Raw genomic sequence first — 26,631 nt, 5'->3', positions numbered from 1 at the left:
CCATTTTCACCTGTCGCGCAGCCGCACGATATCGGTCATCAGGCCTTCCGTCCCGTTGTGAACGGTCAGCCGCTCGACCTTGCCGGCGATGCTTTCCAGCGCCTCCAGCTCTTTCAGCCGCAGCATCACCGGGTTCTCGGCCATCACCTTCGCGGTGTTCAGAAGCGACCGCGTTGCGTTCGTCTCTTCCCGCCGCCGGATGACGTTGGCCTCGGCCTCTTTCTCGGCCGCGACCACCCGGTTCAGGATCTCGCGCATCTCGCCGGGCAGGATCACGTCCTTCAGGGCGATCTCCCCCACCTCGAGCCCGATACGCGCCATCTCTGTCCGCACCGCTTTCGCGGCCTCGGCATCGACGGTCACCTTCTCCGCCAGCAGCCGGTCGAGCGTCAGCGCGCCCAGCGTCCGCCGGAAGGCCAGCTGCAGCGCCCGGTGAAGCGCTTCCTCGAAGTCCTTCACCGCGCTCACCGCCCGCTCCGGGTCAACAACCCGGAACTCGGCCGTCAGGTTGACCCGGATGGTGACCCGGTCCTTGGTCAGGATCTCCTGACCGGTGACCTCGTGGGTCCGCAGCCGAAGGTCGACATGCTTGACCGCCACGTGCCGGCCCAGCTTCCAGAAGGCGTGGGTCCCGGGGGCAAGCCGCCCTTTCAGAACCCCGTCCACCGTCAGCATCCCGACATGCCCCTCGGCCACTTCCGTGGCGTGGAAGGCCGTGGTCAGCCCCGCCCGCACCAGCCGGTTGGCCAGCGCCGTGGGAACGGCCAGCGTGTCACCGACCGCAACGGTTTCCACCGTCCACGGCCCGGCATCGGCCCAGAACACCGCGCGGGTCTCGGGCAGAAGCACCGTGTGCGGCACCCCGTCCCGCAGGGCGACCAGCACCTCGGCCTCCCCTGCCCGAAGGTCGGTCAGGTGGGCCTCGACGAGGTCCGGCCGCTCCCGCAGAAGCGCATCCCTGTAATCGGACGCGAACCGGAGATGGGCCAGATCATGGGATTCGAGCCGCGTCTTGCCGCGCCGGATACGGTGCTCCCCGGGGCCGAGGATCGTGTCGATCCGCCCCTTGCGCAGCACCAGCACACGCTTGTTTTCCATCACGGTGACGCGGGTCAGCCCGGCGCCCCATTCGATCAGTCGGATCAGTATATCGATCATGGGTCATCTCCTTCTTTCGTCGTCCTATCGTCGTCGCAAGATGCGATCTCCTTTTGGTTTCAGTATGTTGGGCCGGAATGGCCGCAGGTGTTATGCGCCCCTCTCGAGGCACATGAAGACGGGATCCGAAGCCGCTCCGCGCCATGGCAACGCGCGGGAGAAAGGCGAGCGGGCGCGCGGCAAACCGGCGCGCTCGCCCGTCCTTGCGGACGGTCTCGCGGGCCGGATTGCGGCGCCACCATCATCCCCGCTCCGGCACGCGGCCAGAGCAGCGGCAGCCCTTTGCCGCCCGCCCCCGAAGGCGCAGGCAACGCCGGGCTGCCCCTGCTGAGGCAGCCCCGGACCCCTTTTTGGAGCCGTCCTTCAACGGCGGAGGGGAGTCGAACCCCAGGCGCAAATGGCCTTTACCCGTGACAATGGCAGGATTCGAACCTGCTACACCCCGATTATTGGTCGAGTGCTCTACCTGGATGAGCTACATTGATCCAATGGCACCACAAGCCATCCCCTCACGACGGATTGGCCCTGGCATACGGGTCCGGCAGCGCCGTCCGCACCGGGGGAGGATGCTCACCTCCGCCCGCTAGGGTCCGATCCGTCCGATCGGGAGGCCGGGTTTACCGCTAACACCCCGAGTCGCCCTAGACGTTTCATTGACCACCCGAAACACTCGTGATCTTCGCGCAACAAAATTGCGGGCTTGGGTAACAAATGCAAAAATGCGCCCCGGCCAACAGGCAGGGACGCATTTTTCCGCGCCACGCGGCGCAACAAATTTCGGACGGGTTCAGTCGGCCTCGTCCATCCCGAAGCCCAGGTGCCGGGCCACTGTGAAGATGTCCTTGTCCCCCCGCCCGCACATGTTCATGCAGATGATGTGATCCGCCGGCAGCTCCGGTGCGATCTTCATCACATGCGCCAGCGCATGACAGGGCTCCAGCGCCGGAATGATCCCTTCCTTCTCGCAGCTGAGCTGGAACGCCTCCAGCGCCTCGGCATCGGTGATCGCCACGTACTCGGCCCGCCCGCTTTCGTGCAGCCAGCTGTGCTCCGGCCCGATGCCGGGATAGTCCAGCCCGGCCGAGATCGAATAGCCTTCCAGGATCTGCCCGTCCTCGTCCTGCAACAGGTAGGTCCGGTTGCCATGCAACACACCGGGCCGTCCGCCGGTCAGGCTGGCGCAATGCTCCATCTTCTCGTTGACGCCCTTCCCCCCGGCCTCGACCCCGATGATCCGCACCTCCTTGTCGTCGAGGAACGGGTAGAACAGCCCCATCGCGTTCGACCCGCCGCCGATCGCGGCGATGATCGTGTCGGGCAGGCGCCCCTCGGCAGCCATCATCTGTTCCTTGGCTTCCTTGCCGATGATCGACTGGAAATCGCGGACCATCGCCGGGTAGGGATGCGGCCCCGCCACCGTGCCGATGCAGTAGAACGTGTCGCGCACGTTGGTCACCCAGTCGCGCAGCGCGTCGTTCATCGCGTCCTTCAGCGTACCGCGACCGGATGTCACCGGCACCACCTCGGCGCCCAGCAGCTTCATCCGGAACACGTTGGGCCGCTGCCGCTCGACATCATGCGCGCCCATGTAGACCACGCATTTCAAGCCGAACTTGGCACAGACCGTCGCGGTCGCCACGCCGTGCTGGCCGGCGCCCGTCTCGGCGATGATCCGGGTCTTGCCCATGCGCCGCGCCAGCAGGATCTGCCCCAGCACGTTGTTGATCTTGTGCGCGCCGGTGTGGTTCAGCTCGTCCCGCTTGAGGTAGATCTTCGCCCCGCCCAGATGCTCGGTCAGCCCGGCCGCATAATAGAGCGGGCTGGGGCGGCCCACGTAATGGGTCCACAGATCGTTCATCTCGTCCCAGAACGACTGATCGGTCTTGGCCTTCTCATACTGCTCTTCCAGTTCGAGGATCAGCGGCATCAGCGTTTCCGACACGAAGCGCCCGCCGAATTGCCCGAACCGGCCCTTTTCGTCGGGCCCGGTCATGAAGGAGTTGAAAAGGTCGTTCATCGCTTGGTCTTCCCTTGTCTCACCGCGCTTGAATATGGGACGCGGGCGGCTTTTTCCAGAGGATTCCTGCCGCACCGGGGTCTTTCGCCGCAGCGGTGGAATTGAGTATTTCTGGAAAAGTGAAAGCCGGGGCTGCGTCAGCCGCGCGCGTCGCGATAGACCAGGGTGCGGGCGCCGATGAAGTTGCCCACCAGCGCCACGGCCGAGCCGCAGGCCAGCGCGAAGACGGCATGGGCCGGCGAGGGCGTCAGCATCGACAGGACAAGCGCGTAGACGGCATAGTTGATCGCCACGCCCACCGTCTGGACCGAGACATAGGCGGCATATTCCGTCCGGGGTCTGCGGCCGGTCCTGCCGAAGGTCCAGGCGCGGTTGAGCGCCCAGGTGACCGACACGGCCAGCGCGAAACTGAAAAGCCGCATCAGCAGGGGCGCGCCGCCCATTTCGACAAGCAGGTACAGCGCCACCGCATCGACCACGAAGCCGATGCCACCCACCGCGGCGAAGCGCAGGAATTGCTGGCCCGTGGCCGACATATCAGTTGCTCAGGCTGCGCGGGCCAGAGGGCTGGGCCGATTTCATCTCGCTCAGCACACCGGGCACGGACAGGTAATGCATCCGCTTCAGCTCCTGCCGCCCGCGTGTCACCGTGTCGAGGATCAGCCCCACCGCCCCCATCAGGAAGGCGAGGATCATCACGCTGGCCGACAAAACCGCCGTCGGCAGACGCGGCACCAGGCCGGTGGCGATATACTCGGAAATGACCGGTGCGGCCAGCCCCAGCGAGGCCATCGCCAGAAGGCAGGCCGTCGCCAGGAAGACCGGCAGCGGCCGCTCCTGCTTCAGCAGCTTGGTGATGGTGAAGAGGATGCGCACCCCGTCGCGGATGCTGTTCAGCTTGCTTTCGCTGCCATCCGGGCGGTCCTTGAAGCTGCAGCGCACCTCGCCCGCCGGCATCTGCAGTTCCAGCGCGTGGATGGTCAGCTCGGTCTCGATCTCGAAGCCGCGCGACATCATCGGGAAGGTCTTGACGAACCGGCGCGAGAACACCCGGTAGCCCGACAGCATGTCGGTGGCGCCACGCCCGAAAATCGAGCGCACCAGCCCCGACAGCATCCGGTTGCCGAAGGCGTGGCCGGGCCGGTAGGCCGTTCCGCTGCGCGCCACGCGGACGCCGTTGACGATGTCGAGCCCGTCCTCGAGCATCTTGTCGACCATGAACCGCGCCGCCGCCGCATCGTATGTGTCGTCGCCGTCGACCATGACGAACACGTCGGCCTCGACATCGGCGAACATGCGGCGCACCACGTAGCCCTTGCCCTGCCGGGGTTCGGTGCGGACGATGGCGCCGGCCTGCCGGGCGATGGCCGCCGTGTCGTCGGAGGAATTGTTGTCGTAGACGAAAATCTCCGCCTCGGGCAGGGCCGCGCGGAAGTCGCGCACGACCTGCCCGATGGCGGCCGCCTCGTTGTAGCAGGGGATCAGCACCGCCACCCGAAGCGGCGCGGCGCCGGGGTGAAACCGTTCCTTGCTGAACCGGTCGGGAAAGATGATCGACATCCGCTTGGCCCTAACTTTCTGCGCCGGAGCGGTCTCCGGCCTGATTTTTCAATGGATATGACAGGGTCAAGCTGGCAAAATTGCGGCAATTGAAGGGATCATTCACGTCACGCCGGGCGAAACCGGCGATCAGAGCGCCCCGAGAGGCGTCAGCGGGGCAGGGCACATGACGGCAGACGAGACCGGCCGGGAGACGCGTCTTTTCATCACCATACTGGTGCTGACCATGGCAATGATGGTGATGAAGGCGGTGCTTGCACCCGCCCCGCCCATCGACACGTTGGCGGTGTCGGACAATGACGACATCATGCGGTTCCTGTCGGTGCGGGCCCTGCTGGAGGGCCAGGCGTGGTACGACATGACGCAATATCGGATGCTGCCGCCCGCCGGGCTTGACCTGCACTGGTCGCGCTACGTGGATGCGCCGATCGCCGCGCTGGTCTGGGTGGCGGCGCAGGTGGTGCCTATGGCGCAGGCCGAGGCGTTCGCGCTGGTGGCGTGGCCGACGCTGCTGTTCCTGCTGTTGCTGCTGGCCACGGGGTTTGCGGCGCGGCGCGTGTTCGGCACGCAGGCGGCGATCGTCAGCATGATCGCCCTTGCCCTCTGGCCGCCGACGGGGCTGACCTATTTCGGGCCGGCGCGGATCGACCATCACAACGTGCAGATCCTGCTGACCTGCGTGGTGCTGATCACCCTGCTGCTGCCCGGGCGGCCGGTCCGGCTGGGGCTCGCCGGGGGGCTGGCGGCGGCAATGTCGCTGGCGGTGGGGCTGGAGATGCTGGTGACGCTGGCGCTGGCGGGCGTGGTTCTGCTGGTGCAGACGGTGCTGCGGCAGCCGGGCAAGGGCTGGCAACTGGTTGTCTTCGCGCTGGCGCTGTCGGTGGGGGCGGTGCTGCTCTTCGTTGGGCAAACGCCGCCGGTGGAATGGCCGGTGCCGAAATGCGACGAGCTGTCGCCGCCTTTCCTGGCCCTGGCCGGGGTGGGCGCGCTGATCTGTATCGCCGCGGCGGTGATCTCGGCATGGATGGGCAGCCTTGGCCTGCGGGTCGTCGCGGTGCTGGGGGTCACGGCCATCGGGCTGGCGGTGGTCTACCCGCTGATCGCGCCCTGTTTCGGCGGGCCCTACGGGAACCTGCCGGCGGAGGTGCAGGCCCTGATCTCGACCCGGATCACCGAGGCGCGCCCGGCCCTGCCGCCTCTTCTGGCCGGCGACGAAATGGCGTTCCGCTTCGTCTTCCCCGCGGCGGCGGCGGTGATGATCGCGACGCTGGTCTGGGGTGTCCGGGCCATGGCGAAGCGCGACGGGGTGGAGACCACGGGGCGGGTCGCCATCCTGCTGGCCTTCGGCTGGCTGGGGGTGATTGCCTGCCAGTTCCAGATCCGGCTGGTGCTGATGGGGGCGGCGGCGGTGCCGTTCCTGATGGGCTATGCCATCGCCGCGCTTCTGCCCGGTCGCGAGGGCGGCGGGGCGCGGGCCGGGAGGGCGGTGGCGCTGGCCGGGACGGTGGCGCTGACGCTGCTGTCGCCGACGCTGTTCACGCTGGTCAGGTCGCAGGAAGCCCCGTCTGGCCCGGCGTCCGGCCAGGCGTCCACGACGGCCGCGGGCAGCGCGGATGCAAGCGACTGCCGCACCGCCGAGCTTGTGCGGAGCCTCGATGCGGCGCCGCCCGGGCTTGTGCTCACCTCCAGCAATTTCGGCCCGGTCCTGCTTCTGCTGACCGATCACACGGCGCTGGCCGGCCCCTATCACCGCAGCGCCGAGGCGGTGGCCAATGGCGCCCTGCCCTTCGATGGCGACGAGACGGCCTTGCGCAGTGCGCTTGCGAGCACGGGGGCGGATTACCTGCTGCTATGCCGGGAAGCGCGCTATGGCGATGGGAGTTCTTTTGCCACGGAACTGGCGCGGACAGGCGAGGCGCCGGGGCTCGAGCCGGTCGAGGGGCCCGACCCGGCACTGATCCTGCTGCGGGTGACGGGGGACGGGGCAGGCTGACCCTGCCCCGAGCCTTCGATCAGAGCATCTTCACCACGTAGGCGCGCGAATAGAGGTCGGGCTCGCCCAGCATGAAGGGCCGGAAGGGTGGCGTGACCTGGGCCACTTCCCACGCGCCATCGGCGGTGAGCTGCTCCATCACCGGCGGGAAGCCCTGGTCGACATAGGAATGTTCGAGCAGGTTGAAGACACCGTAACCGCCGGGGCGGGTGACGCGGGCGAGGTGGGTCAGGGTCGAGGCCGGGGCGTGGCCCGGCCCGAAGGAGCCGACGCAGACGAAGCCCGCGAAATGGTCGTCGGCGTAGGGAAGGCTTTCGCCCATGTCGGCCTGTTCGAACCCGGAATAGGCGCCGGTCTCGTTGGCCCGGGCCATCATGTCCTTCGAGATGTCGCAGCCGAAGACATGCATGTAACCCATGACCATGAGCGTCTCGCCCACCAGCCCGGTGCCGCAGCCGGCGTCGAGGATCGGCCCCCTGGTGCGCCCGATATGGCTGGCCAGCAGCCCCGCGCCGAGGGCCGGCAGGCGGAAGCCCTTGGCCAGGTTGTCGGCATCGTAGCTGCCGGACCAGTCGTCGTAGAGCGTGCGGGCTTCATCCGGGGACTTGGCGCCATAGACGCCATCGAGATCCTCGCTTTTCATTCGCAGTTCCTCCTTGGCTTTCAGGGTAGTGGGCCGAAGCCGTGGGCTCAGGCGCGGGCGTTGTCGATGAAGGCGCGCATGCGCTCGGGGTCCTTGACGCCGGGCGCGCTTTCCACGCCCGAGGCGACATCGACCTGCCGCGCGCCGGTGAGCCGGATGGCCTCGGCCACGTTTTCAGGGGTCAGGCCGCCGGCCAGCATCCACGGCACGGGCCAGCGGCGGCCGGCGATCAGCTTCCAGTCGAAGGCCACGGCGTTGCCGCCGGGACGGTCGGCCCCCTTGGGCGGCTTGGCATCGACGAGGATCTGGTCGGCGACCTTGCCGTAGAAGTCGATCTGGGTCACGTCCTCGGGGCCGGAAATGCCCACCACCTTGATGACCGGAAGGCCGTAGCGTTCCTTGACCTCGGCCACGCGGGCCGGGCTTTCCTTGCCGTGGAGTTGCAGGAAATCGAGCGGGACGGTGGTGGTCAGAAGGTCGAGCGTGGCGTCGTCGGCATCGACGGTGAGCCCCACCTTGCCCACGCCCACCGGCACCGAGGCGGCCATGAAGGCCGCGGCCTCGAGATCGATATAGCGGGGCGATTTCGGGAAGAAGTTGAAGCCGAGATAGGACGCCCCCGCCACGATCGCGGCGGGAATGTCGGCGGGGTCGGTGAGCCCGCAAATCTTGACCCTGGTGTCTGACGGCATGCCAGCGTCTTAGCTGGCTTCGTCCAGAAGTGCCAGCACTTCGTCCTTGCCCTGGTGGCGTTCGCCCTTGAGGCGCTTGACCTCGGCCTTGAGCCGCTCCATCTCGCGCGCCTGGCGGGCGGCGGCGGCGCGTTCGCCGGCCTCGCGGATCCATTCCCAGATGAAGCCGATGATCAGCCCCGCCAGAACCCCGCCGAACATGACAAGGAAGAGCGGCATGTCATAGGCCGGGTTGAGCGCGGCCAAATGGGCGATCTCGGTCGGCAGGACCTGAACGGTCACCACCTCGCGATTGGCGAGCGCGATAAGGATCAGGGCGATCGCGAAGATCGCGATCGAGGCGTAGCGGATGTATCGCATTAGGCCTTCCCGTTCAGACGGTCACGCAGCAGCTTGCCGGTCTTGAAGAACGGCACGTGCTTTTCCTCGACATGCACCGACTCGCCGGTGCGCGGATTGCGCCCGGTGCGCGACTCGCGCTTCTTCACGGAGAAGGCGCCGAAGCCGCGCAGTTCGACCCGGTTGCCCTGTGACATTGCATCGGTGATTTCGTTGAAGATTGTATTCACGATGCGCTCGACATCGCGCTGATACAAATGCGGGTTTTCGTCGGCAATCTTCTGAATCAATTCCGATCGGATCATCGGCTGTCTCCCCGGGCTTGGCTTTGCTTGCGCAGTCCTGATTTTGGTAAACTATAGATAGAAATCAGAAAAATCGGAATAGTCTCACGCGCTACCTTTGGGAGGAATTCCGCCATTTCACGGCATCATTGCCGGGAATTTCGGCCTGCAAGCGACATTTCGTCCGGAAGCGACATGCCGCGCCGCAGAGAAGTCGGCCGAAAAAAATCATTGATTCGGATGCGGAAATACCCCGGCCCCCGCCGGGGCGGCGAAGGGGGCGGTGTGCGGAATGACTGTACGGTGGGGTACAATTTCGCCAGCGGATCCGCGAATGGAAAACGGCCCCGCCAGAACCTGACGGGGCCGTCTGACCATCCACCTTTCGGGGGACGGGATTACTTGTCGTCGTCGCCCTTCAGCGCGGCGCCGAGGATGTCGCCCAGCGAGGCGCCCGAGTCGGAGCTGCCATACTGTTCCACCGCTTCCTTCTCTTCGGCGATCTCGCGCGCCTTGATCGAGAGGCCAAGGCGGCGGGTCTTGCTGTCGATGTTGGTGACGCGCACGTCGACCTTGTTGCCAACCGAGAAACGCTCGGGGCGCTGCTCGGAGCGGTCACGCGACAGGTCGGAGCGGCGGATGAAGGATTTCATGCCTTCGTATTCCACCTCGATGCCGCCATCCTCGATCGAGGTGACCTCGACCGTGATGATCGAGCCGCGCTTCACGCCGCCCACGGCTTCAGCGAACTTGTCGCCGCCCAGGGCCTTGATCGAGAGCGAGATACGCTCTTTCTCGACATCGACCTCGGAAACCACGGCCTTGACGACATCGCCCTTGCGGTAGTTCTGGATCGCGTCTTCGCCACGCTCGTCCCAGGACAGGTCGGAGAGGTGGACCATCCCGTCGATCTCGCCCGGCAGGCCGATGAAGAGACCGAATTCGGTGATGTTCTTGACCTCGCCCTCGACCTCGGTGCCCTCGGGGTGGGTTTCCGCGAAGACTTCCCAGGGGTTGCGCATGGTCTGCTTGAGGCCGAGCGACACGCGGCGTTTCGCCTGGTCGATTTCGAGCACCATGACTTCAACCTCTTGCGAGGTGGAGACGATCTTGCCGGGGTGCACGTTCTTCTTGGTCCAGGACATTTCCGAGACGTGCACCAGACCTTCGACACCCGGCTCCAGCTCGACGAACGCGCCGTAGTCGGTGATGTTGGTCACGCGGCCGGTGTGGACCGATTCCAGCGGGTACTTGGCGGCCACCATATCCCACGGATCTTCCTGCAGCTGTTTCATGCCGAGGCTGATGCGGTGGGTTTCCTTGTTGATCTTGATGACCTGGACCTTCACGGTCTCGCCGATCGACAGGATCTCGGAGGGGTGGTTGACGCGGCGCCAGGCCATGTCGGTGACGTGCAGCAGGCCGTCGACACCGCCGAGATCGACGAAGGCGCCGTATTCGGTGATGTTCTTGACCACGCCGTCGACGGCATCGCCCTCGGAGAGCTTGCCGATGACCTCGGCGCGCTGTTCGGCGCGGCTTTCCTCGAGGATGGCACGGCGCGAGACGACGATGTTGCCGCGGCGGCGATCCATCTTGAGGATCTGGAAGGGCTGCTTGAGACCCATCAGCGGGCCGGCATCGCGCACGGGGCGCACGTCGACCTGGGAGCCGGGCAGGAAGGCCACGGCGCCGCCGAGATCGACGGTGAAGCCGCCCTTGACGCGGCCGAAGATCGCCCCTTCGACGCGAGCGTCGTCGGCATAGGCTTTTTCCAGGCGGTCCCAGGCTTCCTCGCGGCGGGCCATCTCGCGGCTGACGACCGCTTCGCCGCGGGCGTTCTCGGCCGCGCGGAGATAGACCTCGACCTCGTCTCCGACGGAGATTTCGGGCACTTCACCAGGATTTGCGAATTCTTTCAGGTCAACGCGGCCTTCCATCTTGTAGCCGACGTCGACGATGGCCTGGCCCGCTTCGATCGCGATCACCTTGCCTTTGACGACAGAGCCCTCTTCGGGGGTGTCCATTTCGAAGCTTTCGTTGAGGAGGGCTTCGAATTCCTCCATCGATGTGTTTTGAGCCATGTGGCGTTCGGTTCCTTTTACGTCTTCGATTTTTCCGGCCGCGCGGTTGTCTCCGCCGGTCTTGGGTGGGTTCGTTGGTCAGCGGGCTGCAAACGAAAGAGGGCCGGTGTGCCCGACCCTGCTCGACCTCTTCTTATCATTTGCGGCGTTGCCCGCCTTGTCGACACCGCGCTCTATAGAGGCGGCGGCGGAGGGAATCAAGGGTAATCCGCGGGCGCGCCCGTGCGGGCGGGATGCGCGCGGACGGGCCGGCTCAGGTTAACGCTTCCTTAACGATGGTGATCGCGGCGGCGACGGCGGCGTCGATATCCATGGTCGAGGTGTCGAGCGTCACCGCGTCGTCGGCCGGTTTGAGCGGGGCCGCGGCGCGGGCGCTGTCACGGGCGTCGCGGGTGCGCAGGTCGGCCAGGACGCTGTCGTAATCGGTATCGTGGCCGGAACCCAGCAATTCCTTAAGGCGCCGTTCGGCGCGGATGTCATCCGTGGCGGTGACGAAGAGCTTCACCTGCGCATCCGGGCAGATCACGGTGCCGATATCGCGCCCGTCGAGCACGGCCCCGCCATCGCGCCGGGCGAAGGCGCGCTGGAAATCCACTAGGGCGCGGCGCACCTCGGGGATGGCGGCGACGCGGCTGGCGGCCTGGGCCACGTCGGGGGTGCGCAGGTCACCCGCCTCGAGGTCGGCGGCCTGAAGCTGTTCGGCGGCGGTCACCGGGTCGGTACCGTCCAGCGTGCGCCGGCCCGTGGCACGGTAGAGCAGCCCGGTGTCGAGATGACCGAAGCCGAAATGCGCCGCCACGGCCTTGGAGATCGTGCCCTTGCCGGCCGCGGCCGGCCCGTCGATTGCCACAGTGAACGCCATCGCCCTGCCCCTTGTCCGAGTCCCGAAGTGGTAGAAGATCACGCGCCGGGGCTCAAGCCGTTGGATGGGAGATGCCAGGGGGAGTGCTGGAGCGGGTAACGGGAATCGAACCCGTAACTTAAGCTTGGGAAGCTCGCGTGATACCTTTTCACCATACCCGCTTTGCAGAAGCTGTAGGTATGAAATCGCCGCGGTGCGGTCAAGTGGTTTCGGGTTGCGCCGGGCCGTTGCGTTGGGGTTTCGGCAAGCGTTAACGGGCAAGTGAAACGGGGCGTACGGGTTATCCGGCGGGAATCACCGTTAAGGGGCTGATTAACGGCGGAAATCCGGTGTCGGTATCGCGTCGGTATAACGTCGGTATTTTGTCGGTGTTTTTTCCCGAAAGGGGCGGGTTAAGGGGGCGTGCGGGGGTGTTGCGCCTTAAGGCGCGACGCTGTCTCGCGGGGAATGGTTCACAGGATTACCCCCGCCGCCGGCGCCGGCGTCCTTCGCCGCCGGCATCGCCGCCGCCGAGGTTGAAGCTGACCTGGGGCAAGGGGGCGATCTTTTTCAGCTCCGGGAACGGGTCGGTCTTGTGGGGGATGGCGTTGGCCGCAACGAAGTGGTCCTGGAATTTCGGTTCGATGGCGGTTTCGACCTTGGTGATCTGGCGGACGACGCGCTCGATCTCGGCCCGGGCGCCGATGTTGCAGAGGGCGATGCGGGCGCCGGTGCCGGCGGCGTTGCCGGCGGAGGTGACCTTGTCGAGCGGAACGTCGGGGATCATGCCGAGGACCATGGCGTGTTTCGGCGAGATATGCGCGCCGAAGGCCCCGGCGAGCACCACGCGGTCGACCTTGTCGACGCCGCGCTGGTCCATCAGCAGGCGGGCGCCGGCGTAGAGGGCGGACTTGGCGAGCTGGATGGCGCGGATGTCGCCTTGCGTGACGGTGATGCGCGGGCCGCCCTCGGCGCTGGCGTCGTGGACGAGGTAGGAATGGGTGCGCCCCTCGGGGATGCAGCGCTCGGTGCCGGTCATGGCGGCGGAGCCGATGAGGCCCGACTCGTCCATCAGCCCGGCCATGCGCAGTTCCGCCACCGCCTCGATGATGCCCGAGCCGCAGATGCCGGTGATGCCGGTGACGGCGGTTTCCTCGGCGAAGCCCTCCTCGTCCGACCACTTGTCGCAGCCGATGACGCGGAAGCGGGGTTCCTTGGTCTCGGGGTCGATGCGGATCGCCTCGATGGCGCCGGGGGCGGCGCGTTGGCCGGAGGAGATCTGTGCGCCTTCGAAGGCCGGGCCGGTGGGCGAGGAGCAGGCGAGCACGCGGGTCTTGTCGCCCAGGAGGATCTCGGCATTGGTGCCGACGTCGACGATGAGCGCGAGGTCCTCGGACTTGCCGGGCTCTTCCGACAGCGCCACGGCGGCACAGTCGGCGCCCACGTGGCCGGCGATGCAGGGCAGGATGTAGGTGCGGGCGCGGGTGTTGATGACGGTGAGGTCGAGATCGCGCGCCTCGAGCGTCATGCTGTCGGAGGTGGCGAGCGCGAAGGGCGCCTGCCCCAGCTCGACCGGGTCGATGCCGAGGAGGAGGTGGTGCATGACCGGGTTGCAGACGAAGACCGTCTCGAAGATGAGGTGCGGCTCGATTTCCGCTTCCTTGGCGATCTCGCCGGCGAGGGTGTTGATGGCGTCGCGCACCGCCTTGGTCATTTCCTTGTCGCCGCCGGGGTTCATCATGGAGTAGGAGACGCGGCTCATCAGGTCTTCGCCGAAGCGGATCTGGGGGTTCATGATGCCGGAGGAGGCCTTGACCTCGCCCGTGACCAGATCGGTCAGGTGGGCGGCGATGGTGGTGGAGCCGAGGTCGATGGCAAGGCCGTAGAGGCCGTGCTCATGCAGGCCGGGCCAGATGTCGAGCACCCGGGCCACGTCATCCTGGTGGGATTTGTGCAGGGCCACGGTGACCTGGAACTTGCCCTTGCGCAGGACAGGCTGGAGCTTGGACAGGAGGGTGACATCGGCGCGGATCGCCTCGATCCCCCATTCCTTTTTCAGGGCGCGGGCAAGGCGTTCGAGATCGCCGGTGGGCTCGTGCATGTCCGGCTCTTCCACGTCGACGAGGTAGAGCCGGGTGGCCGGGTCCATCTCGATCACGCGGGCAGAGGCGGCCTTCCGCACGACCTGCTTGTGCACCTGGCTTTCGGGGGGCACGTCGATCACCACGTCGCGCAGGATCTGGGCCTGGCAGCCGAGGCGGCGGCCGGGTTTCAGACCGCGCTTCTGGTCGTAGCGTTCCTCGACCTTGTTCCATTCGGAGAGCGCGTTGTCGGCCACGGTGATGCCGTGCTTGGAGAACTCTCCGTAGCCGGGCGTGATCTGGCATTTCGAACAGATGCCGCGGCCGCCGCAGACCGAGTCGAGGTCGACCCCCAGCTGGCGGGCGGCGGTCAGGACCGGGGTGCCCGCGGGGAACCGGCCGCGCTTGCCGGAGGGGGTGAAGACGACGAGGGGATCGGTGGTCATTACGGTGCGGACCTTCGGCCAAAGGTGACTTTGTGGCGCACCATAGACGCTTCGTTTTCCGAGGGAAGGCTGCAACCGGCAGAATCTTGTCCGCAGGCGTCATGGGGTGGGCAAGCGGGTTTCCGGGACAGGGCCGCGATCGTCGCGACCCCGGGCTTATTCCCGCCGTGACAGCCACCGCCTGAACCATGTCACGGTGGGCCGGCCGGCCGACCCGTCGCCCCTGAGGCTTTTGCCGACGTCGAGGATCAGGGCCAGGACGCCCAGGACGGCTGCCGCTGCCAGCAGCACCGGGCTTGTCATGATGGTGTCGAGCGCGTCCGGCCGGATGACGGCGAACGCTTCCAGACCGTAGTAGCGCAGGTGCATTTCCACCCGTGACGTCTCGGACAGCGCGGACAGCACCATGCCGGGCGTGTCGGAGTCGAAGGAGGGGGTGACATGCCCGTAAACGGTTGCGGGGCGCCCCTCGGCGAACAGGCCCCACAGCCAGCCGCCGCGCCAGATTTCCGCGGAGGCGCCGCGGCTGAGCTCGCCCTGTTTCACGATTTCCATCGTCGGCCGGAACATCGAGGAGGCCAGGCTTTCCTGGCGCGCCTCCCACCGGCCGGACACCAGATAATCGTTCGCGCCGGGCGCGATCCCGCCGCCGAAGGTGATCGAGCCGTTGACGACGAGCGCGCCATGGCGGCGCCAGGTTTCCGCCGGAACGACCAGCCGGTCGCCTTCCGCGAGCGCGGGTTCGGTGCCCGAAATCCCCTCGATCATCAGGCTGTTGTCGGGTTGAAGGCGCAGCCGCACCTCGGCCTTGTCCGGCCAAGCGATGGTTCGGGGGTCCGGGCCGGTGACGGAAAAGGCGGCGGCGGGGCAAAGGGCGGCGTCGCCATCCGCCACCAAGACCGGCGCCGCCCGTTCCCGGCAGAGCGCGGCTTGTTCCAGCTCCCACGCGTTGGCATTGCCGCGAAACGTCAGGGTCGCGCCGAAACTGCGGGCCTCCACCAGGAACGTGCGGGTCCAGGACCCCCATACCAGGCTGATGCAGAACAGGCCGATCGCGATGACGGCCAGGGCGGACATGACGGTTCCAAGGGTGTTTTTCGCGCCGCCGCCGGTCATGGTCATTCGGTATGCGGTGTCTGGATGTGGATCTCGTCGAGTGACGTGCTGCCGTTCTCGCGCACACGGAACACGCCGAGCTTGATATCCTGTTGCGCGGGCAGGTCCTCGAGCAGGCAGAGGGTATCGTATGCCGTGCGGGCCGAGACCTCGACGGGCGCGCACTGGATCGGCGGCCGGGCCTCCTCGCCAACATAGACGAAGACGCGGCTGGCACGGAAGGAGTTCACCAGCAGGGAGATGCGCGGCGCGACCCCGGCGTTCCAGTACGCGACCGTCACCTCTTCGGTCTGTCCCGAGGCGCAGGCCCCGAGGGAGACGCGGATCGCAAGCTCGTCTTCGGGCAGTTTCGCCAGCTTGTCGCCGTACCGGGTTTCGAAGGGCACCGGCGCAAGCAGCGGGGCGTCCGCGTCTGCGCCCGGCGCGGGCGCGACGCGATAGGTGTTCACCGACTCGTAGAGCCCGTCGGCGGAGACAACCCGCGAACAGATCAGCTTTCCCTGCCAGCTGGGCGGCAGGTAGACCTTCAGCCCGACGGCACTTTCCGCGGTCTGCCTGACCTGCATACCCGCGAACACTGCGCCGGAGATCTTGGCGGCATCCGACAGCCTTTCAATGAAGGGCACGACGCCGTCAACGGGCTCGTTCGCCAAGGCAATGACATTGTCAGAAGTGGCCGTTTGTGCTGCAATCGAAGTGGTCGAACAAAGAATTGCGAGGAGTGGAAAAATGCCGCGGATCATGTTTTTCCTGACTGCCTTTTTGGTAATGGGAACAGTCTATCCGAGTTCGGCGGCTTCGCAAACGGTGAGTGTCCTGAACAGCGAGGGCGGGCACGGCCACGGATACATGTTCGGCTACGCGGGGAACTGTTATGTCGCCTTGCCGCGGCATGTCGCCGGACCGGACTATTTCCCGCGCGTGAACCTGTCCACCCCGGCCCCCGTGGTTTCGGGGACGGGCACGGTTCTGCGGCCGTTCTGGGAGGGTATCGACCTGGCGCTGGCGGTGGCCTCGGAGGGAATGCGGGAGCGCTGCACCGCAAGTCTGGATGACCTCGATCCGTCGCGGACGGCCCAGAGGGCGGCCACGGCGCACATCCTGCGACTGCTGCCGGACGGGTCGGAGGACCGGGTCGAGATCGTGGTGGGGGATCGCGGGTACCTGACCTTCGTGGGCCAGGTGGCGCCCTCGGACAGCGGGGAGATCGCGCAAGGCACCTCCGGCGCGTTCGCGTTTCACGAGGGTGAACCGATCGGCATGGCCATCACCTCGGACGACACGCGGCGTGCCACGTTCATGCGGGTCGAGGAGATCAGGATGCACCTTGCCAGATTTCTTTCGCAGACCGGGTCGAACCCGGCCGGCAGCAGCATGGCCACGACAGAAGCCCCGGAGACGGCAAGCGATGCCGGCCTCAGGATCGCGCTCGTCTCGGCCAGCGTGCCCGCGGTCAGCCCGAGCCATGCCCCGGAAAACATGCTGACCGATGGGGTGTTCGTCTTCGAGCCGGCGCGCCACGTGGCCTTCGATTTCCGGTTCGAACCCGACGAGCGAAGGCCGGTCTCGCGGCTGCGGATGCAGGCGCCGGGCGACGGGACCTATGCCGTTCCGAAGAACATCCTGATCCAGGCCTCTGTCGAGGCGGGGGGCGCGGGCTTCAGGACGATCGCGCGCCGGCAGGTCGGGCCCGACGGCGCGTTTGACACCGGACAGATCGCGCCGCGCCTTGCCAAGCGGCTGAGGATCATCGTGCTCGATGCGTGGTCCGACGGACCGATCGCCATCGAACGCGTTTTCGTCTGGTAGGATCAGTCGATCAGGCGGATGCTGAAGGGAACGGGCTCATCGACGGAGTCGAGTGTTGCGACGCCTTCGAGGGCGCCCGTTTCCGTGACGACCGCCCTCGCGTTCATGCCGTAAGGGGTGAGGAAGACACCGTCGCTGTTGACCGTGACGAAGCAGTTTTCGGGCCTGTAGCTGCTTTCACCGAAGCAACGCTTGTCTTCGTGGTAATCCCCGACCGGGATCCGCCAGTAGCCGATACCGTTGGCATCGAGCGTTCCGTTCCAGTCCCGCATCCGGCTGGGCCAGGAGCTGTCCTTGACGTGACCGCCGTCGAACCGGATGCTGAAGATCGGCCGGGTCTTGAGGTAGGTCTCGAACGCGATGCGCTTGACCGTCGGGTTCGGGGAAAGAAGGCCGTATTCCAGCGCCATGCGCTGCAACGACTCGTCTCCCGATTCGAGCATGATCTCCATGGCCGCCAGGCTGCGGGCCGGATCGGGGTTGTTGAGCAGTTCCTGGTAGGGATCGAGATCGTTCATCTGCTTGTCGATCATCTGGTTGATCTGTTCCGGGGTCAGGCTTTGCGCGAGCGCCGTGACGGGGAGGAGGTACGCGAGGACAGCAAGAAGACGAATGCTCAAAATAACTCTCCGACAATTGGTTTCGTTTCCAGCCTAGGAAATAGCTGGTCTCGCGTCGACATTTTTTCGGCAGGGCCGGGGTGGTTCCGGTGGCCGGGCCTGCGCGGCCCGCCGATGGGTGGAACGCGCCGTGACTGGCGGTTTAGGGGGCCAGCCCCCGACGTCGAAATCCCTGGGGATTTCAACGTCTCCCCCGGGATATTTCTGGCCAGAAGAAGCGTTGGGGTTGTGCCGGGTCTCAGCCGCGGCGGATGGTGGCGCCGAGGGTGGTCATCAAGGGTTCGAAGACCGGGAAGGAGGTGGCGATGGGGGCGCCGTCGTCGATGCTGACCGGTTTCCGGGTGGCGAGGCCGAGGATGAGGAAGGACATGGCGATGCGGTGGTCGAGATGGGTTTCGCAGGTGGCGCCGCCGGGGACGTTGCCGTGGCCGAGGCCGGTGACCGTCCACCAGTCTTCGCCCTCGTCGACGGTAACGCCGCAGGCGCGCAGGCCGGTGGCCATGGCGTCGATCCGGTCGCTTTCCTTGACGCGGAGTTCCTTGACGCCGCGCATCTCGGTTTTGCCCTCGGCGAAGGCGGCGACCACGGAAAGGACGGGGTATTCGTCGATCATGCTGGCGGCGCGGTCGGGGGGGACGGAAATGCCTTTGAGGTTGGGCGAGAAGCGGGCGCGGAGGTCGGCCACGGGTTCGCCGCCTTCCTCGCGCTGGTTCTCGTAGGTGAGGTCGGCGCCCATCTCGCGCAGGGTGGTGAAGAGGCCGGCGCGGGTGGGGTTGAGGCCGATATTCGGGACCAGGATGTCGGAGCCTTCGGTGATGAGTGCCGCGCAGACCGGGAAGGCGGCGGAGCTGGGGTCGCGCGGGACGGCGATGGTCTGGGGTTTCAGCTCGGGCTGGCCCTGCAGGGTGATGATGCGGCCCTCGTTGGTGACCTCGGTCGCGATGGTGGCGCCGAAGCCGGCCAGCATGCGTTCGGAATGGTCGCGGGTGGCCTCGCGTTCGATGACCACGGTTTCGCCGGGGGCGTTGAGGCCGGCGAGCAGGACGGCGGATTTCACCTGCGCCGAGGGCACCGGCACCTCGTAGCGCACAGGCAAGGGGTCGCGCGCGCCGACGATGGTCATGGGCAGGCGGCCACCGGAGCGGCCGACGGCCTGGGCGCCGAAGAGGGCAAGCGGGTCGGTGACGCGGGCCATGGGGCGCTTGTTGAGGCTGGCGTCGCCGGTGAAGGTGGCGGTGATCGGCGAGGTGGCCATGGCGCCCATGATCAGGCGGACACCGGTGCCGGAATTGCCGCAGTCGATGACCTGGTCGGGCTCGGCGAAGCCGCCGGTGCCGACGCCGTGGACATGCCATGTGCCGTCGTCGTCGCGGGTGATCTCGGCCCCCATGGCACGCATGGCCTTGGCGGTGTCGAGCACGTCTTCGCCTTCGAGAAGGCCGGTGATGGTGGTTTCGCCCACCGCCAGCGCGCCGAGGATGAGCGAACGGTGGGAGATCGACTTGTCGCCGGGAATGGCGGCTTCGCCCGAAAGACCGGTGGAGGCGTGGGAGGACATGGGGGTCGGGGTGCCGTGGCCGGACATTTGCTGCGCCTTTCGTGAACGGGTCGGCCTGCCTGATAGCGCAAGCATGGCGCCGGGTAAATCCGTGTTCAGCCCCGGGCGAGCGGCAGGGTGGCGCAGCGGAAGGCGCCGCCGGTGGAGGGGACGGCGTCGAAGGGGAGTTCGTCGACCCGGTAGCCGGCGGCGCGGAGGGCGGCGTTGACGCGGGCGCAGGCCGGGTGATCGCGGGCGACCAGGTGATCGGGGGCGAGAGAGAGGACGTTGGTGGCCAGCGCCGCCGCCTCGTCGCGGGTGACCTCGATCCAGTCGTACCGGGAGCGCATGGCGGCGGGGATGGTATCGAGCCCGGCAGGGTAGATGAGGGCGTGGCCGAGGCCCAGCGGCTGGAAGGCGCAATCGAGGTGGAGCACATCTTCGCCCTGCGACAGGGGCCGGGTGGGGACCTGGTGGATGGAGTAGATGTCGCCGAATTCCCGGCGGAGGAAGGCCGCGCCTTCGGGGTCGCTGCGCTGGCCCACGCCCACGAAGATGTCGGGGCCGGCGATGATCACGTCGCCGCCTTCGAGGGTGATGCCGGGGGGCACGGAAAGGCGGGGGCCGGTGAAGCTGGCGAGGAGGCGGTCGAGCCCGCGGATTTCCTCCGTACGGCTGGCGTTACGCATGGCGGCGGTGACGAAGGTGTCGCCGATGACGAAGCCGATGTCGCGGGGGCAGGTCTGGTCCTGCACGGTTTCCGGGGCGAGGTCGGGGATGTGAACGGTGACGCCCGCCCCCTCCAGCGCCGTGCGGAAGGTGGAGAAGTCGGCCACGACCTGTGCCTCGGTGGGGTGGCCGTGGCGGGCGAGCGTGTGGCGGTGGGTTTCGTTGACCACCTCGACGCGGGCGCCGTCGCGGTGATAGCCGGCGCCGCGCCCCATTACCACGTGGCGAAGGGGCGCGAACTCGTCGGCGATGTGGAAGTGCCGCAAGCGCCTCAGCCTGCCGCAGTGATCAGGAACTCGACCTTGAGCTCGGGATGGGCGAGCTTGGCCTCGCCGCAGGCACGGGCGGGGGCGTGGCCCTCGGGCACCCAGGCATCCCAGACCTCGTTCATCTCGGCGAAATCGGCCATGTCGGCGAGCCAGATGGTGCATTGCAGGATGCGGGTGGTGTCGGAGCCGGCCTCGGCCAGAAGTTTCTCGACCTTCGAGAGGCACGAGCGGGTCTGGTCGGCGACGCTGTCGCCCTTTTCGCCCACCTGCCCGGCCAGGTAGATCGTGCCGTTATGGGTGACCATCTGGCTCATGCGCTGGCCGGTGTGGTGGCGGGAGATGTCGGACATGGGGGTGGGTTCCTTCGATGATGATTGACCCCGTGGCGGGGCCGCGAGAAGACAATTGCATCCGGCCGCGCGATCGGCATAAGGCGGGGCATGGCCAAGCTCTATTTCCACTACTCGACGATGAACGCGGGCAAGTCAACGCTGCTTCTGCAGGCGGCGCATAACTACCAGGAGCGGGGAATGGAGACCTTCCTGATGACCGCGCGGGTGGATGACCGGGCGGGCGAGGCGACCATCGCCTCGCGCATCGGGATCGGGCAGCGGGCGGCGGTGTTTTCGGGCGAGACCGACATGTTCGCAGCGCTTCGGGCGCGACTGGAGAAAGGGCCTGTGGCCTGTGCCTTCATCGACGAGTCGCAGTTCCTGACCAAGGCCCAGGTCTGGCAACTGGCCCGGGCGGTGGACGACCTTGGCGTGCCGGTGATGTGCTATGGCCTGCGGGTGGATTTCCGGGGCGAGCTGTTTCCGGGCTCGGCCGCGCTTCTGGCGCTGGCGGACGAGATGCGAGAGGTGCGCACGATCTGTCATTGCGGCAAGAAGGCCACCATGGTGGCGCGGCAGGATGCCGGGGGCCGGGTGCTGACCGAGGGCGAGCAGGTGCAGATCGGCGGCAACGAGACCTACGTCAGCCTGTGCCGGCGGCACTGGCGCGAGGCGGTGGGCGACCGGGGATAGCGGGAACCGGCGAGGGCCCTTGCACGTTGGTTTCGCGTGAAAGGAGAACCGTCATGGACCGTCTGGCCATCTACTTTGCCGTCCTGGCCGGTGCCTGTGTTGCCGGTGCCGCGCTGATCGTGGCATTCGCGCTTGGATACTATTCTTTCTGGTCTTTCCTTGTCTGCGGCGTCATCGGCGTTGTCACCGCCTACCCCATCGGTTTCTGGATTTCCCGCGCCATCAAGCGGGAAGACCCGAATTTCAACCACCGCAAGCCGCGGCAGTCGGACGGGATCCTGCCCGATCCGAAGGCGCCGGAGATTTAAACCCGGGGGTGGCTCAAGCCCGTTCGACCAGGACCGAGCCAACCGAGTACCCTGCCCCGAAGGAGCAGATCAGCCCGGCATCGCCGGGCTGGAGGTCATCCGAGTATTTCGAGAAGGCGATGATCGAGCCCGCCGAAGAGGTGTTGGCATAGTCCTGCAGGATGTTGGGCTGTTCGTCGGGTTCCGGCGTGCGGCCCATGACCTTTTTCCCGATGAAATCGTTCATCGTCTTGTTCGCCTGGTGCAGCCAGAGGCGTTTAAGCTGGTCGGCGGCGACGCCTTCCTCTGCCATGTGGTCGGCGATGTGTTTCGACACCAGCGGCAGGACTTCCTTGAACACCTTGCGCCCCTCCTGAACGAAGAGCATGTCGCGGCGGTCGTCCATGTGCCCCTCGCGGGTGCGGCGGAGGAAGCCGTTGTTGTTGCGGATGTTGTTCGAGAACTGCGTGGCGCAGCGGGTGGAATGGACGAGGAAATGCGGGCCTTTCGCATCCTCGGCGCGTTCGAGAACCATGGCGGTGCAGACGTCGCCGAAGATGAAGTGACAGTCGCGGTCGCGCCATTCGAGGTGGCCGGAGCAGATTTCCGGGCTGACCACGATGGCGCAGCGGACCGAGCCCGCGCGGATCATGTCGGCGGCCGCCTGGATGCCGAAGGTGGCCGAGAAACAGGCGACATTCATGTCGAAGGCGAAGCCGCCGGCGCCCAGGTGTTGCTGGATCTCGATGGCGATGGCCGGATAGGGCCGTTCGTGGTTGGAGGCGGCGCAGATGACCAGGTCGACCTCCTCCGCCGTGCGGCCCGATTGCGCCAGCGCCTTGCCGCAGGCGTCGAGCGCCATTTCGGCCATGATCCCCGGCTCCTCGTTCGAGCGGGGGCGAAGGTGGGGGTGCATCACGTCCGGGTCGAGCACGCCCGTCTTGTCCATCACGTAGCGCTGTTCGATGCCGGAGGCGGAGAAGATGAAGCCGGTGGAGGAGTGCGGCTTGGCCTCGATCTCGCCCGCCGAGATCGCCTCGGCATTCTCGGCGTTGAAGGTGTCGGCATAGGCGTTGAAGGCGTCGACCAGTTCGGCGTTGGTGATGGTCTCGTTCGGGGTGAAGACCCCGGTGCCCGTGATGGCAGGTTTGAACATTGTGGCTCTCATCAGGTGTATCGCCCAGATCAACGCAGGCGGGCCTGAAGGTCAAGCGGAACCGGCGAAGCCTTGCCGGAACGCCGGGTCAGTTGACGAGGTTGGGCGGGATATTCCCGTTGAGCGCGGCGACGAGGTTGTCGACGGCGACGAACCCCATCCGTTCGCGCACTTCCAGCGCGGCGGTACCGAGATGCGGCAGGAGGGCGACGTTCTCCATCTTGGTCAGCGCCTCGGGCACTTTCGGCTCGTGCTCGTAGACATCGAGCCCGGCACCGCCGATCTGCCCGGTTTTCAGCGCCTCGATCAGCGCGTCCTCGTCGACCACGTCGCCGCGGGCGATGTTGATGAAGCGGGCATGGGGCTGCATGGCGGAGAAGAGCTCTTCGCCGACGAGATACTGGTTCTCGCCCCCGCCCGGCACGGCGGTGACGACAAAATCGGAAAGACCAGCCAGCTCTTGCATGGTTTCAACCTGCCGGGCCTCGATGTCCACATCCTTGGGCGATCTGTTGAAATAAACCACGTTCATCCCGAAGCCATAGTGACAGCGCCGGGCGATGGCCTGGCCGATGCGGCCCATGCCGATGATGCCCACGGTCTTGCCGGTGACATGCAGGCCGAGGAGTTGCGTGGGGGTCCAGCCCGTCCACTTGCCGGCGCGCAGAAGGCGCTCGCCCTCGCCCGCGCGGCGGGCGGTCATCAGCATGAGGGTGAGGGCAATATCGGCGGTGGCGTCGGTGACGGCGCCGGGGGTGTTGGTGACCATCAGCCCGGCGGCGCGGGCGGCGGCCACGTCGATATGGTTGTAGCCGACGCCGAAATTGGCCAGCACCTTGCAGCGGGAGCCTTCGGAGCCTTCGAAGACATCCGCCGTAAAGAAATCGCCCAGGGTGGGCAGGACACCGTCGTAAAGCGTGAGCGCCGCGCGCATCTGGCCGACTTTCAGCGGCCGCGTATCTTCGCGGATCTCGACGTCGAAATGCTGTTCGGCGCGGGCGATGACGGCATCGGGCAGGCGTGTGGTGAAGAGCACCCGCATCAGTGCATCCGCTCCCCTTCGGCAACTTCCTGGTCGGGGGCGATGAGGACGATACCACCTTGCGGATCGGCAGCACCGAGCACCAGCACTTCGGACATGAAGGGTCCGATCTGGCGGGGCGGGAAGTTGACCACGCCCATGACCTGCCGGCCTGTCAGGCTTTCGGGCGTGTAGTGGGCGGTGAGCTGCGCAGAGGTCTTGCGCTCGCCGATCTCGGGGCCGAAATCGATCCACATCTTGATGGCGGGCTTGCGGGCCTCGGGGAAGGGTTCGGCGCGGATCACGCGGCCCACGCGGATGTCGACCTTGAGGAAGTCGTCGAAGGTTATTTCGTCAGCCATTGCGGAGTTCTTTCGAGCGGTCGGTGGCGGCGGCCACGGTTTTCTTCATCAAGGGCGGGAGGCCGGTATCTTCATCCATCAGCACCTCCAGCCCGGCCTGCGTGGTGCCGTTGGGGCTGGTGACGTTGACGCGAAGCTGGGCGGGGGTTTCCTCGGCCTCTTCGGCGAGCGCCCCTGCCCCGGCGACGGTGGCCTGGGCGAGCTGCATGGCCAGCGCGGGGGACAAACCTTGCGCCTCGCCCGCCTTGGCCAGGCATTCGATCATGTGGAACACGTAGGCCGGGCCGGAGCCCGAGACGCCGGTGACGGCATCCATCTGGTCCTCGCTGTCGAGGCGGACCACCTGCCCCACCGCTGTCAGCAGCTCCTCGGCGGTGTCGAGATGGGCGGGCGTGGCGTGCGCGTTGCCGATGATGGCGGTGATGCCCCGGCCCACGGCGGCGGGCGTGTTGGGCATGGCACGGATGATCGGGCTGTCATCGCCGAGCGCGGCCTCGAAGGCGGAAATCGGCGTGCCGGCGGCGACGGAGACGAAGAGGGTCCTGCCCCCGCCCATGGCGGCGATGGCGGGCAGCGCGTCGCCCATCATCTGGGGTTTCACGGCGATGAGCACGATGGCGGGCTGTTTCGGCAGGTCGCCGTTGAGGGTGACGCCGGTGGTTTGCAGCCATTCGGAGGGTTTCGGGTCGATCACCCAGACGCTTTGCGGCGGCAGGCCCCGCTTCAGCCAGCCTGCCAGCATGGCCGAGCCCATCTTGCCGCAGCCCAGCAGCACCAGCCCGTTGCGGGCTACGTTGTCCGTGGTCATCCCTGTCCCCCTTGCCTTGATGAACGGCATTCGGGGGAGAGTGTTACGCCCGCATCCCGCGGGATTCAATGGCGGGAAAAGCGGCGCGGCGCGACCCGGCGAAGCATCGCCCGCCGGGCGCGGCGGATTGCCGTGAAATCAGGCGGTGCCGTAAGCCTCGGCGATGGCGACCTGCATGGCGTCGCGCGGAGTACGGTCGCCCCAGACGACAAGCTGGAAGGCCGGGTAGAAGCGCTCGGCGCTGAGGACGGCGGCGTTGATCAGCGTGTCGACCTGTTCGGGGCAGACGCTGGGCGCGCCGGCCATGACGAGGCCGTAGCGGTAGACCATCAGCTTCTGCTCGGCCCAGTAGGTGAAGGCGCCGGCCCAGCACTGGTCGTTCACTTCGTTGAGGGTCTGGTAGAGGACCGGCAGCTTGTCTTCCGGCGGCTCCATCTCGAAGGTGCAGACCATGCGCAGGGTCTCGTCATAGGCGGACCATGCCAGCGTGACCGAATAGGTGCGCCACTGGCCCTCGACGGCCATGGCGATCTGATCGTCTCCGATCCGGTCGAAATCCCAGTCGTGATGCTCGGCGAGATGCTCGACGATATCGATGGGGTGAAGATCTTCACTCAGAAACTGCTCGGATAATGCCATGCCGCCACCTCTTGTGAGTTGTAGCGCGGGGGCTTGGCAGCGCCCCAAGCGCTAGGTGCCTGCTCTAGAACGGGGGCTTATTCCCTCTGTCCCTACCATATATCGTGGCGAGTGGATTGCAGCCTGTAAAGCTATTTGTTGGGGATAACCTCAATAAGTTGTGGATGACGTCAAAACTTCATCAAGATGAGTTGGGGGTGTCATGTGGGGGATCGCTCCCGGCCCTTTAGGGTTTGTCCGCCCCGGGCCTGACCCGGGGCCTCTGGTTTGAGCGAGGTCCCGGCTCGGGGGCCGGGACGGGGGAACTCACCTTGCGGTATGCAATGCGCCGGGAACCGCGGGCCGAGGCTGCCGGTTGGCGTGGAAAGGAAGGCGGCCGGCATGGCACATGACGAGCTGTGGAAGATGGAGAAGAGCTTCTGGCTCGATGGGCCGGAGTTCTATGGCCGCGCGATGGCGCCGGATGCGCGGATGGTGTTTCCCGATCCGGTGGGAATCCTGGCCGGGGAGGAGATCGTCGAGGGGCTCAAACAGGCGCCGCGCTGGGCCGAGGTGCGGTTCGACGAGCGGGAGGCGACCGGGATGGGGGACACGGTGGTGCTGGCGTACCGCGCGACGGGCAAACGGAAGGGCGAGGCGGCTTACGTGGCGCTGTGCATGAGCACGTATGTGAAGGGGGACGAGGGGTGGCGGTTGCTGGCGCATCAGCAGTCGCCGGTTTCCGGGTAGAGCGGTTGGGGCGTGGCACGCCGGGCGGGGCTTGGATAGGGACGTGGTGCGGGGAAAAGGTGGGTTGGCACCCACCCTACGGCCGCCGCGCCGAGCGTGGCAGGGTGCGACAGTGGCGGGCCAATGCCCGCCCGACGCTTACTTCTCCAGCGCCTCGATGCGGGCCTTGAGCGCCTCGTTCTCCTCGCGGGCCTTTTGGGCCATGGCGCGGACGGCGTCGAATTCCTCGCGCGTGACGAAATCTCGGTCGGCGAGCCAGCGGTCGATCATCGACTTCATTGCCGTCTCGGCCTCTTCCCGCGCGCCCTGGGCCACGCCCATGGCGTTGGTCATGAGCTGCGAGATGTCGTCGAATACCTTGTTGCGGGTCTGCATGGGGATTGCTC

The 26,631-nt window shown here is 66.6% G+C and carries 28 protein-coding genes and 2 tRNA genes; 5 read left to right on the top strand and 25 right to left on the bottom strand.

Going from position 1 to position 26,631, the window contains the following annotated elements:
* Positions 1–6 precede the first annotated feature (6 nt).
* The 5 genes from QUV18_RS16465 to QUV18_RS16445 all read right to left on the bottom strand — a co-directional run bounded on the left by QUV18_RS16465 (position 7) and on the right by QUV18_RS16445 (position 4,735).
* Positions 7–1,158: a slipin family protein gene (locus QUV18_RS16465; RefSeq protein WP_300895109.1), complete on the bottom strand. Its 1,152-nt coding sequence runs from the start codon at positions 1,156–1,158 to the stop codon at positions 7–9.
* A gap of 411 nt (positions 1,159–1,569) precedes the next feature.
* Positions 1,570–1,644: transfer RNA gene (locus tag QUV18_RS16460), tRNA-Ile, on the bottom strand.
* Positions 1,645–1,945: 301 nt separating this feature from the next.
* Entirely contained in the window at positions 1,946–3,175 is a 1,230-nt protein-coding gene (gene trpB / locus QUV18_RS16455) for a tryptophan synthase subunit beta (RefSeq protein ID WP_300895108.1), read from the bottom strand.
* 137 nt (positions 3,176–3,312) lie between these two features.
* Positions 3,313–3,711 (bottom strand): GtrA family protein, encoded by a 399-nt coding sequence (locus tag QUV18_RS16450; protein ID WP_300895107.1) that lies wholly within the window; start codon positions 3,709–3,711, stop codon positions 3,313–3,315.
* 1 nt (position 3,712) lies between these two features.
* Entirely contained in the window at positions 3,713–4,735 is a 1,023-nt protein-coding gene (locus QUV18_RS16445; protein ID WP_300895106.1) for a glycosyltransferase family 2 protein, read from the bottom strand.
* A gap of 166 nt (positions 4,736–4,901) precedes the next feature.
* On the opposite strand from QUV18_RS16445, the gene QUV18_RS16440 reads away from it, so the two are divergent.
* Entirely contained in the window at positions 4,902–6,728 is a 1,827-nt protein-coding gene (locus QUV18_RS16440) for a hypothetical protein (protein ID WP_300895105.1), read from the top strand.
* Positions 6,729–6,747: 19 nt separating this feature from the next.
* Here QUV18_RS16440 and QUV18_RS16435 read toward each other — a convergent pair whose 3' ends face one another.
* The 10 genes from QUV18_RS16435 to QUV18_RS16390 all read right to left on the bottom strand — a co-directional run bounded on the left by QUV18_RS16435 (position 6,748) and on the right by QUV18_RS16390 (position 15,907).
* Positions 6,748–7,371: a class I SAM-dependent methyltransferase gene (locus QUV18_RS16435; RefSeq protein ID WP_300895104.1), complete on the bottom strand. Its 624-nt coding sequence runs from the start codon at positions 7,369–7,371 to the stop codon at positions 6,748–6,750.
* A gap of 47 nt (positions 7,372–7,418) precedes the next feature.
* On the bottom strand, positions 7,419–8,063 hold the full coding sequence (locus QUV18_RS16430; RefSeq protein WP_300895103.1) for a phosphoribosylanthranilate isomerase: 645 nt from the start codon (positions 8,061–8,063) through the stop codon (positions 7,419–7,421).
* Positions 8,064–8,072: 9 nt separating this feature from the next.
* A complete protein-coding gene (locus tag QUV18_RS16425) occupies positions 8,073–8,423 on the bottom strand; it encodes a lipopolysaccharide assembly protein LapA domain-containing protein (RefSeq protein WP_300895102.1) in 351 nt (116 codons plus the stop codon).
* Positions 8,423–8,707, bottom strand: a complete 285-nt coding sequence (gene ihfB / locus QUV18_RS16420; protein WP_300895101.1) for an integration host factor subunit beta — start codon at positions 8,705–8,707, stop codon at positions 8,423–8,425. Before ihfB ends, QUV18_RS16425 begins: the two co-directional genes overlap by 1 nt.
* Positions 8,708–9,084: 377 nt before the next feature.
* On the bottom strand, positions 9,085–10,770 hold the full coding sequence (rpsA, locus tag QUV18_RS16415; RefSeq protein ID WP_300895100.1) for a 30S ribosomal protein S1: 1,686 nt from the start codon (positions 10,768–10,770) through the stop codon (positions 9,085–9,087).
* A gap of 253 nt (positions 10,771–11,023) precedes the next feature.
* The gene (locus tag QUV18_RS16410; protein ID WP_300895099.1) at positions 11,024–11,632 is read right to left on the bottom strand and encodes a (d)CMP kinase; all 609 of its coding nucleotides are present in this window, start codon (positions 11,630–11,632) and stop codon (positions 11,024–11,026) included.
* Positions 11,633–11,719: 87 nt separating this feature from the next.
* Positions 11,720–11,793: transfer RNA gene (locus QUV18_RS16405), tRNA-Gly, on the bottom strand.
* A gap of 299 nt (positions 11,794–12,092) precedes the next feature.
* Positions 12,093–14,138: an ASKHA domain-containing protein gene (locus QUV18_RS16400; protein WP_300895098.1), complete on the bottom strand. Its 2,046-nt coding sequence runs from the start codon at positions 14,136–14,138 to the stop codon at positions 12,093–12,095.
* Positions 14,139–14,294: 156 nt separating this feature from the next.
* The gene (locus QUV18_RS16395; protein ID WP_300895097.1) at positions 14,295–15,260 is read right to left on the bottom strand and encodes a hypothetical protein; all 966 of its coding nucleotides are present in this window, start codon (positions 15,258–15,260) and stop codon (positions 14,295–14,297) included.
* Positions 15,257–15,907 carry a hypothetical protein gene (locus tag QUV18_RS16390; RefSeq protein WP_300895096.1) on the bottom strand — a complete coding sequence of 217 codons (651 nt, stop codon included), beginning with the start codon at positions 15,905–15,907 and terminating at the stop codon, positions 15,257–15,259. The genes QUV18_RS16395 and QUV18_RS16390 overlap by 4 nt, the downstream gene beginning before the upstream one ends.
* Positions 15,908–16,061: 154 nt before the next feature.
* Between QUV18_RS16390 and QUV18_RS16385 the strand changes: the two genes are divergently transcribed.
* Positions 16,062–17,063, top strand: coding sequence for a hypothetical protein (locus QUV18_RS16385; protein WP_300895095.1), 1,002 nt, complete (start codon positions 16,062–16,064; stop codon positions 17,061–17,063).
* Positions 17,064–17,065: 2 nt separating this feature from the next.
* Here QUV18_RS16385 and QUV18_RS16380 read toward each other — a convergent pair whose 3' ends face one another.
* The 4 genes from QUV18_RS16380 to QUV18_RS16365 form a co-directional block, all read right to left on the bottom strand.
* Positions 17,066–17,683: a hypothetical protein gene (locus QUV18_RS16380; RefSeq protein WP_300895094.1), complete on the bottom strand. Its 618-nt coding sequence runs from the start codon at positions 17,681–17,683 to the stop codon at positions 17,066–17,068.
* A 238-nt stretch (positions 17,684–17,921) separates the two neighbouring features.
* Entirely contained in the window at positions 17,922–19,268 is a 1,347-nt protein-coding gene (aroA, locus tag QUV18_RS16375; protein WP_300895093.1) for a 3-phosphoshikimate 1-carboxyvinyltransferase, read from the bottom strand.
* A gap of 68 nt (positions 19,269–19,336) precedes the next feature.
* Complete coding sequence (locus tag QUV18_RS16370) at positions 19,337–20,215, bottom strand: arginine deiminase family protein (RefSeq protein WP_300895092.1); 879 nt, start codon at positions 20,213–20,215, stop codon at positions 19,337–19,339.
* A 5-nt stretch (positions 20,216–20,220) separates the two neighbouring features.
* A complete protein-coding gene (locus tag QUV18_RS16365; RefSeq protein ID WP_300895091.1) occupies positions 20,221–20,568 on the bottom strand; it encodes a RidA family protein in 348 nt (115 codons plus the stop codon).
* A gap of 90 nt (positions 20,569–20,658) precedes the next feature.
* Between QUV18_RS16365 and QUV18_RS16360 the strand changes: the two genes are divergently transcribed.
* Together QUV18_RS16360 and QUV18_RS16355 are read left to right on the top strand one after the other, a co-directional pair.
* Positions 20,659–21,243: a thymidine kinase gene (locus QUV18_RS16360; protein WP_300895090.1), complete on the top strand. Its 585-nt coding sequence runs from the start codon at positions 20,659–20,661 to the stop codon at positions 21,241–21,243.
* Between the two features lie 53 nt (positions 21,244–21,296).
* Positions 21,297–21,551, top strand: a complete 255-nt coding sequence (locus QUV18_RS16355; RefSeq protein ID WP_300895089.1) for a hypothetical protein — start codon at positions 21,297–21,299, stop codon at positions 21,549–21,551.
* A gap of 13 nt (positions 21,552–21,564) precedes the next feature.
* On the opposite strand, the gene QUV18_RS16350 is transcribed toward QUV18_RS16355, so the two are convergent.
* From QUV18_RS16350 to QUV18_RS16330, 5 genes are all read right to left on the bottom strand, one after another.
* Positions 21,565–22,686 (bottom strand): beta-ketoacyl-ACP synthase III, encoded by a 1,122-nt coding sequence (locus tag QUV18_RS16350; RefSeq protein ID WP_300895088.1) that lies wholly within the window; start codon positions 22,684–22,686, stop codon positions 21,565–21,567.
* An 88-nt stretch (positions 22,687–22,774) separates the two neighbouring features.
* Positions 22,775–23,728: a D-glycerate dehydrogenase gene (locus QUV18_RS16345; RefSeq protein WP_300895087.1), complete on the bottom strand. Its 954-nt coding sequence runs from the start codon at positions 23,726–23,728 to the stop codon at positions 22,775–22,777.
* Complete coding sequence (locus QUV18_RS16340; RefSeq protein WP_300895086.1) at positions 23,728–24,069, bottom strand: tRNA-binding protein; 342 nt, start codon at positions 24,067–24,069, stop codon at positions 23,728–23,730. The genes QUV18_RS16345 and QUV18_RS16340 overlap by 1 nt, the downstream gene beginning before the upstream one ends.
* Positions 24,062–24,877 (bottom strand): pyrroline-5-carboxylate reductase, encoded by an 816-nt coding sequence (gene proC, locus QUV18_RS16335; RefSeq protein WP_300895085.1) that lies wholly within the window; start codon positions 24,875–24,877, stop codon positions 24,062–24,064. The genes QUV18_RS16340 and proC overlap by 8 nt, the downstream gene beginning before the upstream one ends.
* Before the next feature lie 138 nt (positions 24,878–25,015).
* Positions 25,016–25,516, bottom strand: coding sequence for a YbjN domain-containing protein (locus tag QUV18_RS16330; RefSeq protein WP_300895084.1), 501 nt, complete (start codon positions 25,514–25,516; stop codon positions 25,016–25,018).
* A gap of 381 nt (positions 25,517–25,897) precedes the next feature.
* On the opposite strand from QUV18_RS16330, the gene QUV18_RS16325 reads away from it, so the two are divergent.
* Positions 25,898–26,245 carry a nuclear transport factor 2 family protein gene (locus QUV18_RS16325; RefSeq protein ID WP_300895083.1) on the top strand — a complete coding sequence of 116 codons (348 nt, stop codon included), beginning with the start codon at positions 25,898–25,900 and terminating at the stop codon, positions 26,243–26,245.
* A 138-nt stretch (positions 26,246–26,383) separates the two neighbouring features.
* On the opposite strand, the gene QUV18_RS16320 is transcribed toward QUV18_RS16325, so the two are convergent.
* Entirely contained in the window at positions 26,384–26,620 is a 237-nt protein-coding gene (locus QUV18_RS16320; protein ID WP_057817815.1) for an accessory factor UbiK family protein, read from the bottom strand.
* Positions 26,621–26,631: the final 11 nt, after the last annotated feature.

The organism is Roseovarius sp., assembly GCF_030373445.1.
Classification (GTDB): domain Bacteria; phylum Pseudomonadota; class Alphaproteobacteria; order Rhodobacterales; family Rhodobacteraceae; genus Roseovarius.
Note: the sequence above shows the minus strand (reverse complement) of the source record. Positions and strands in the feature narration are given on the sequence as shown.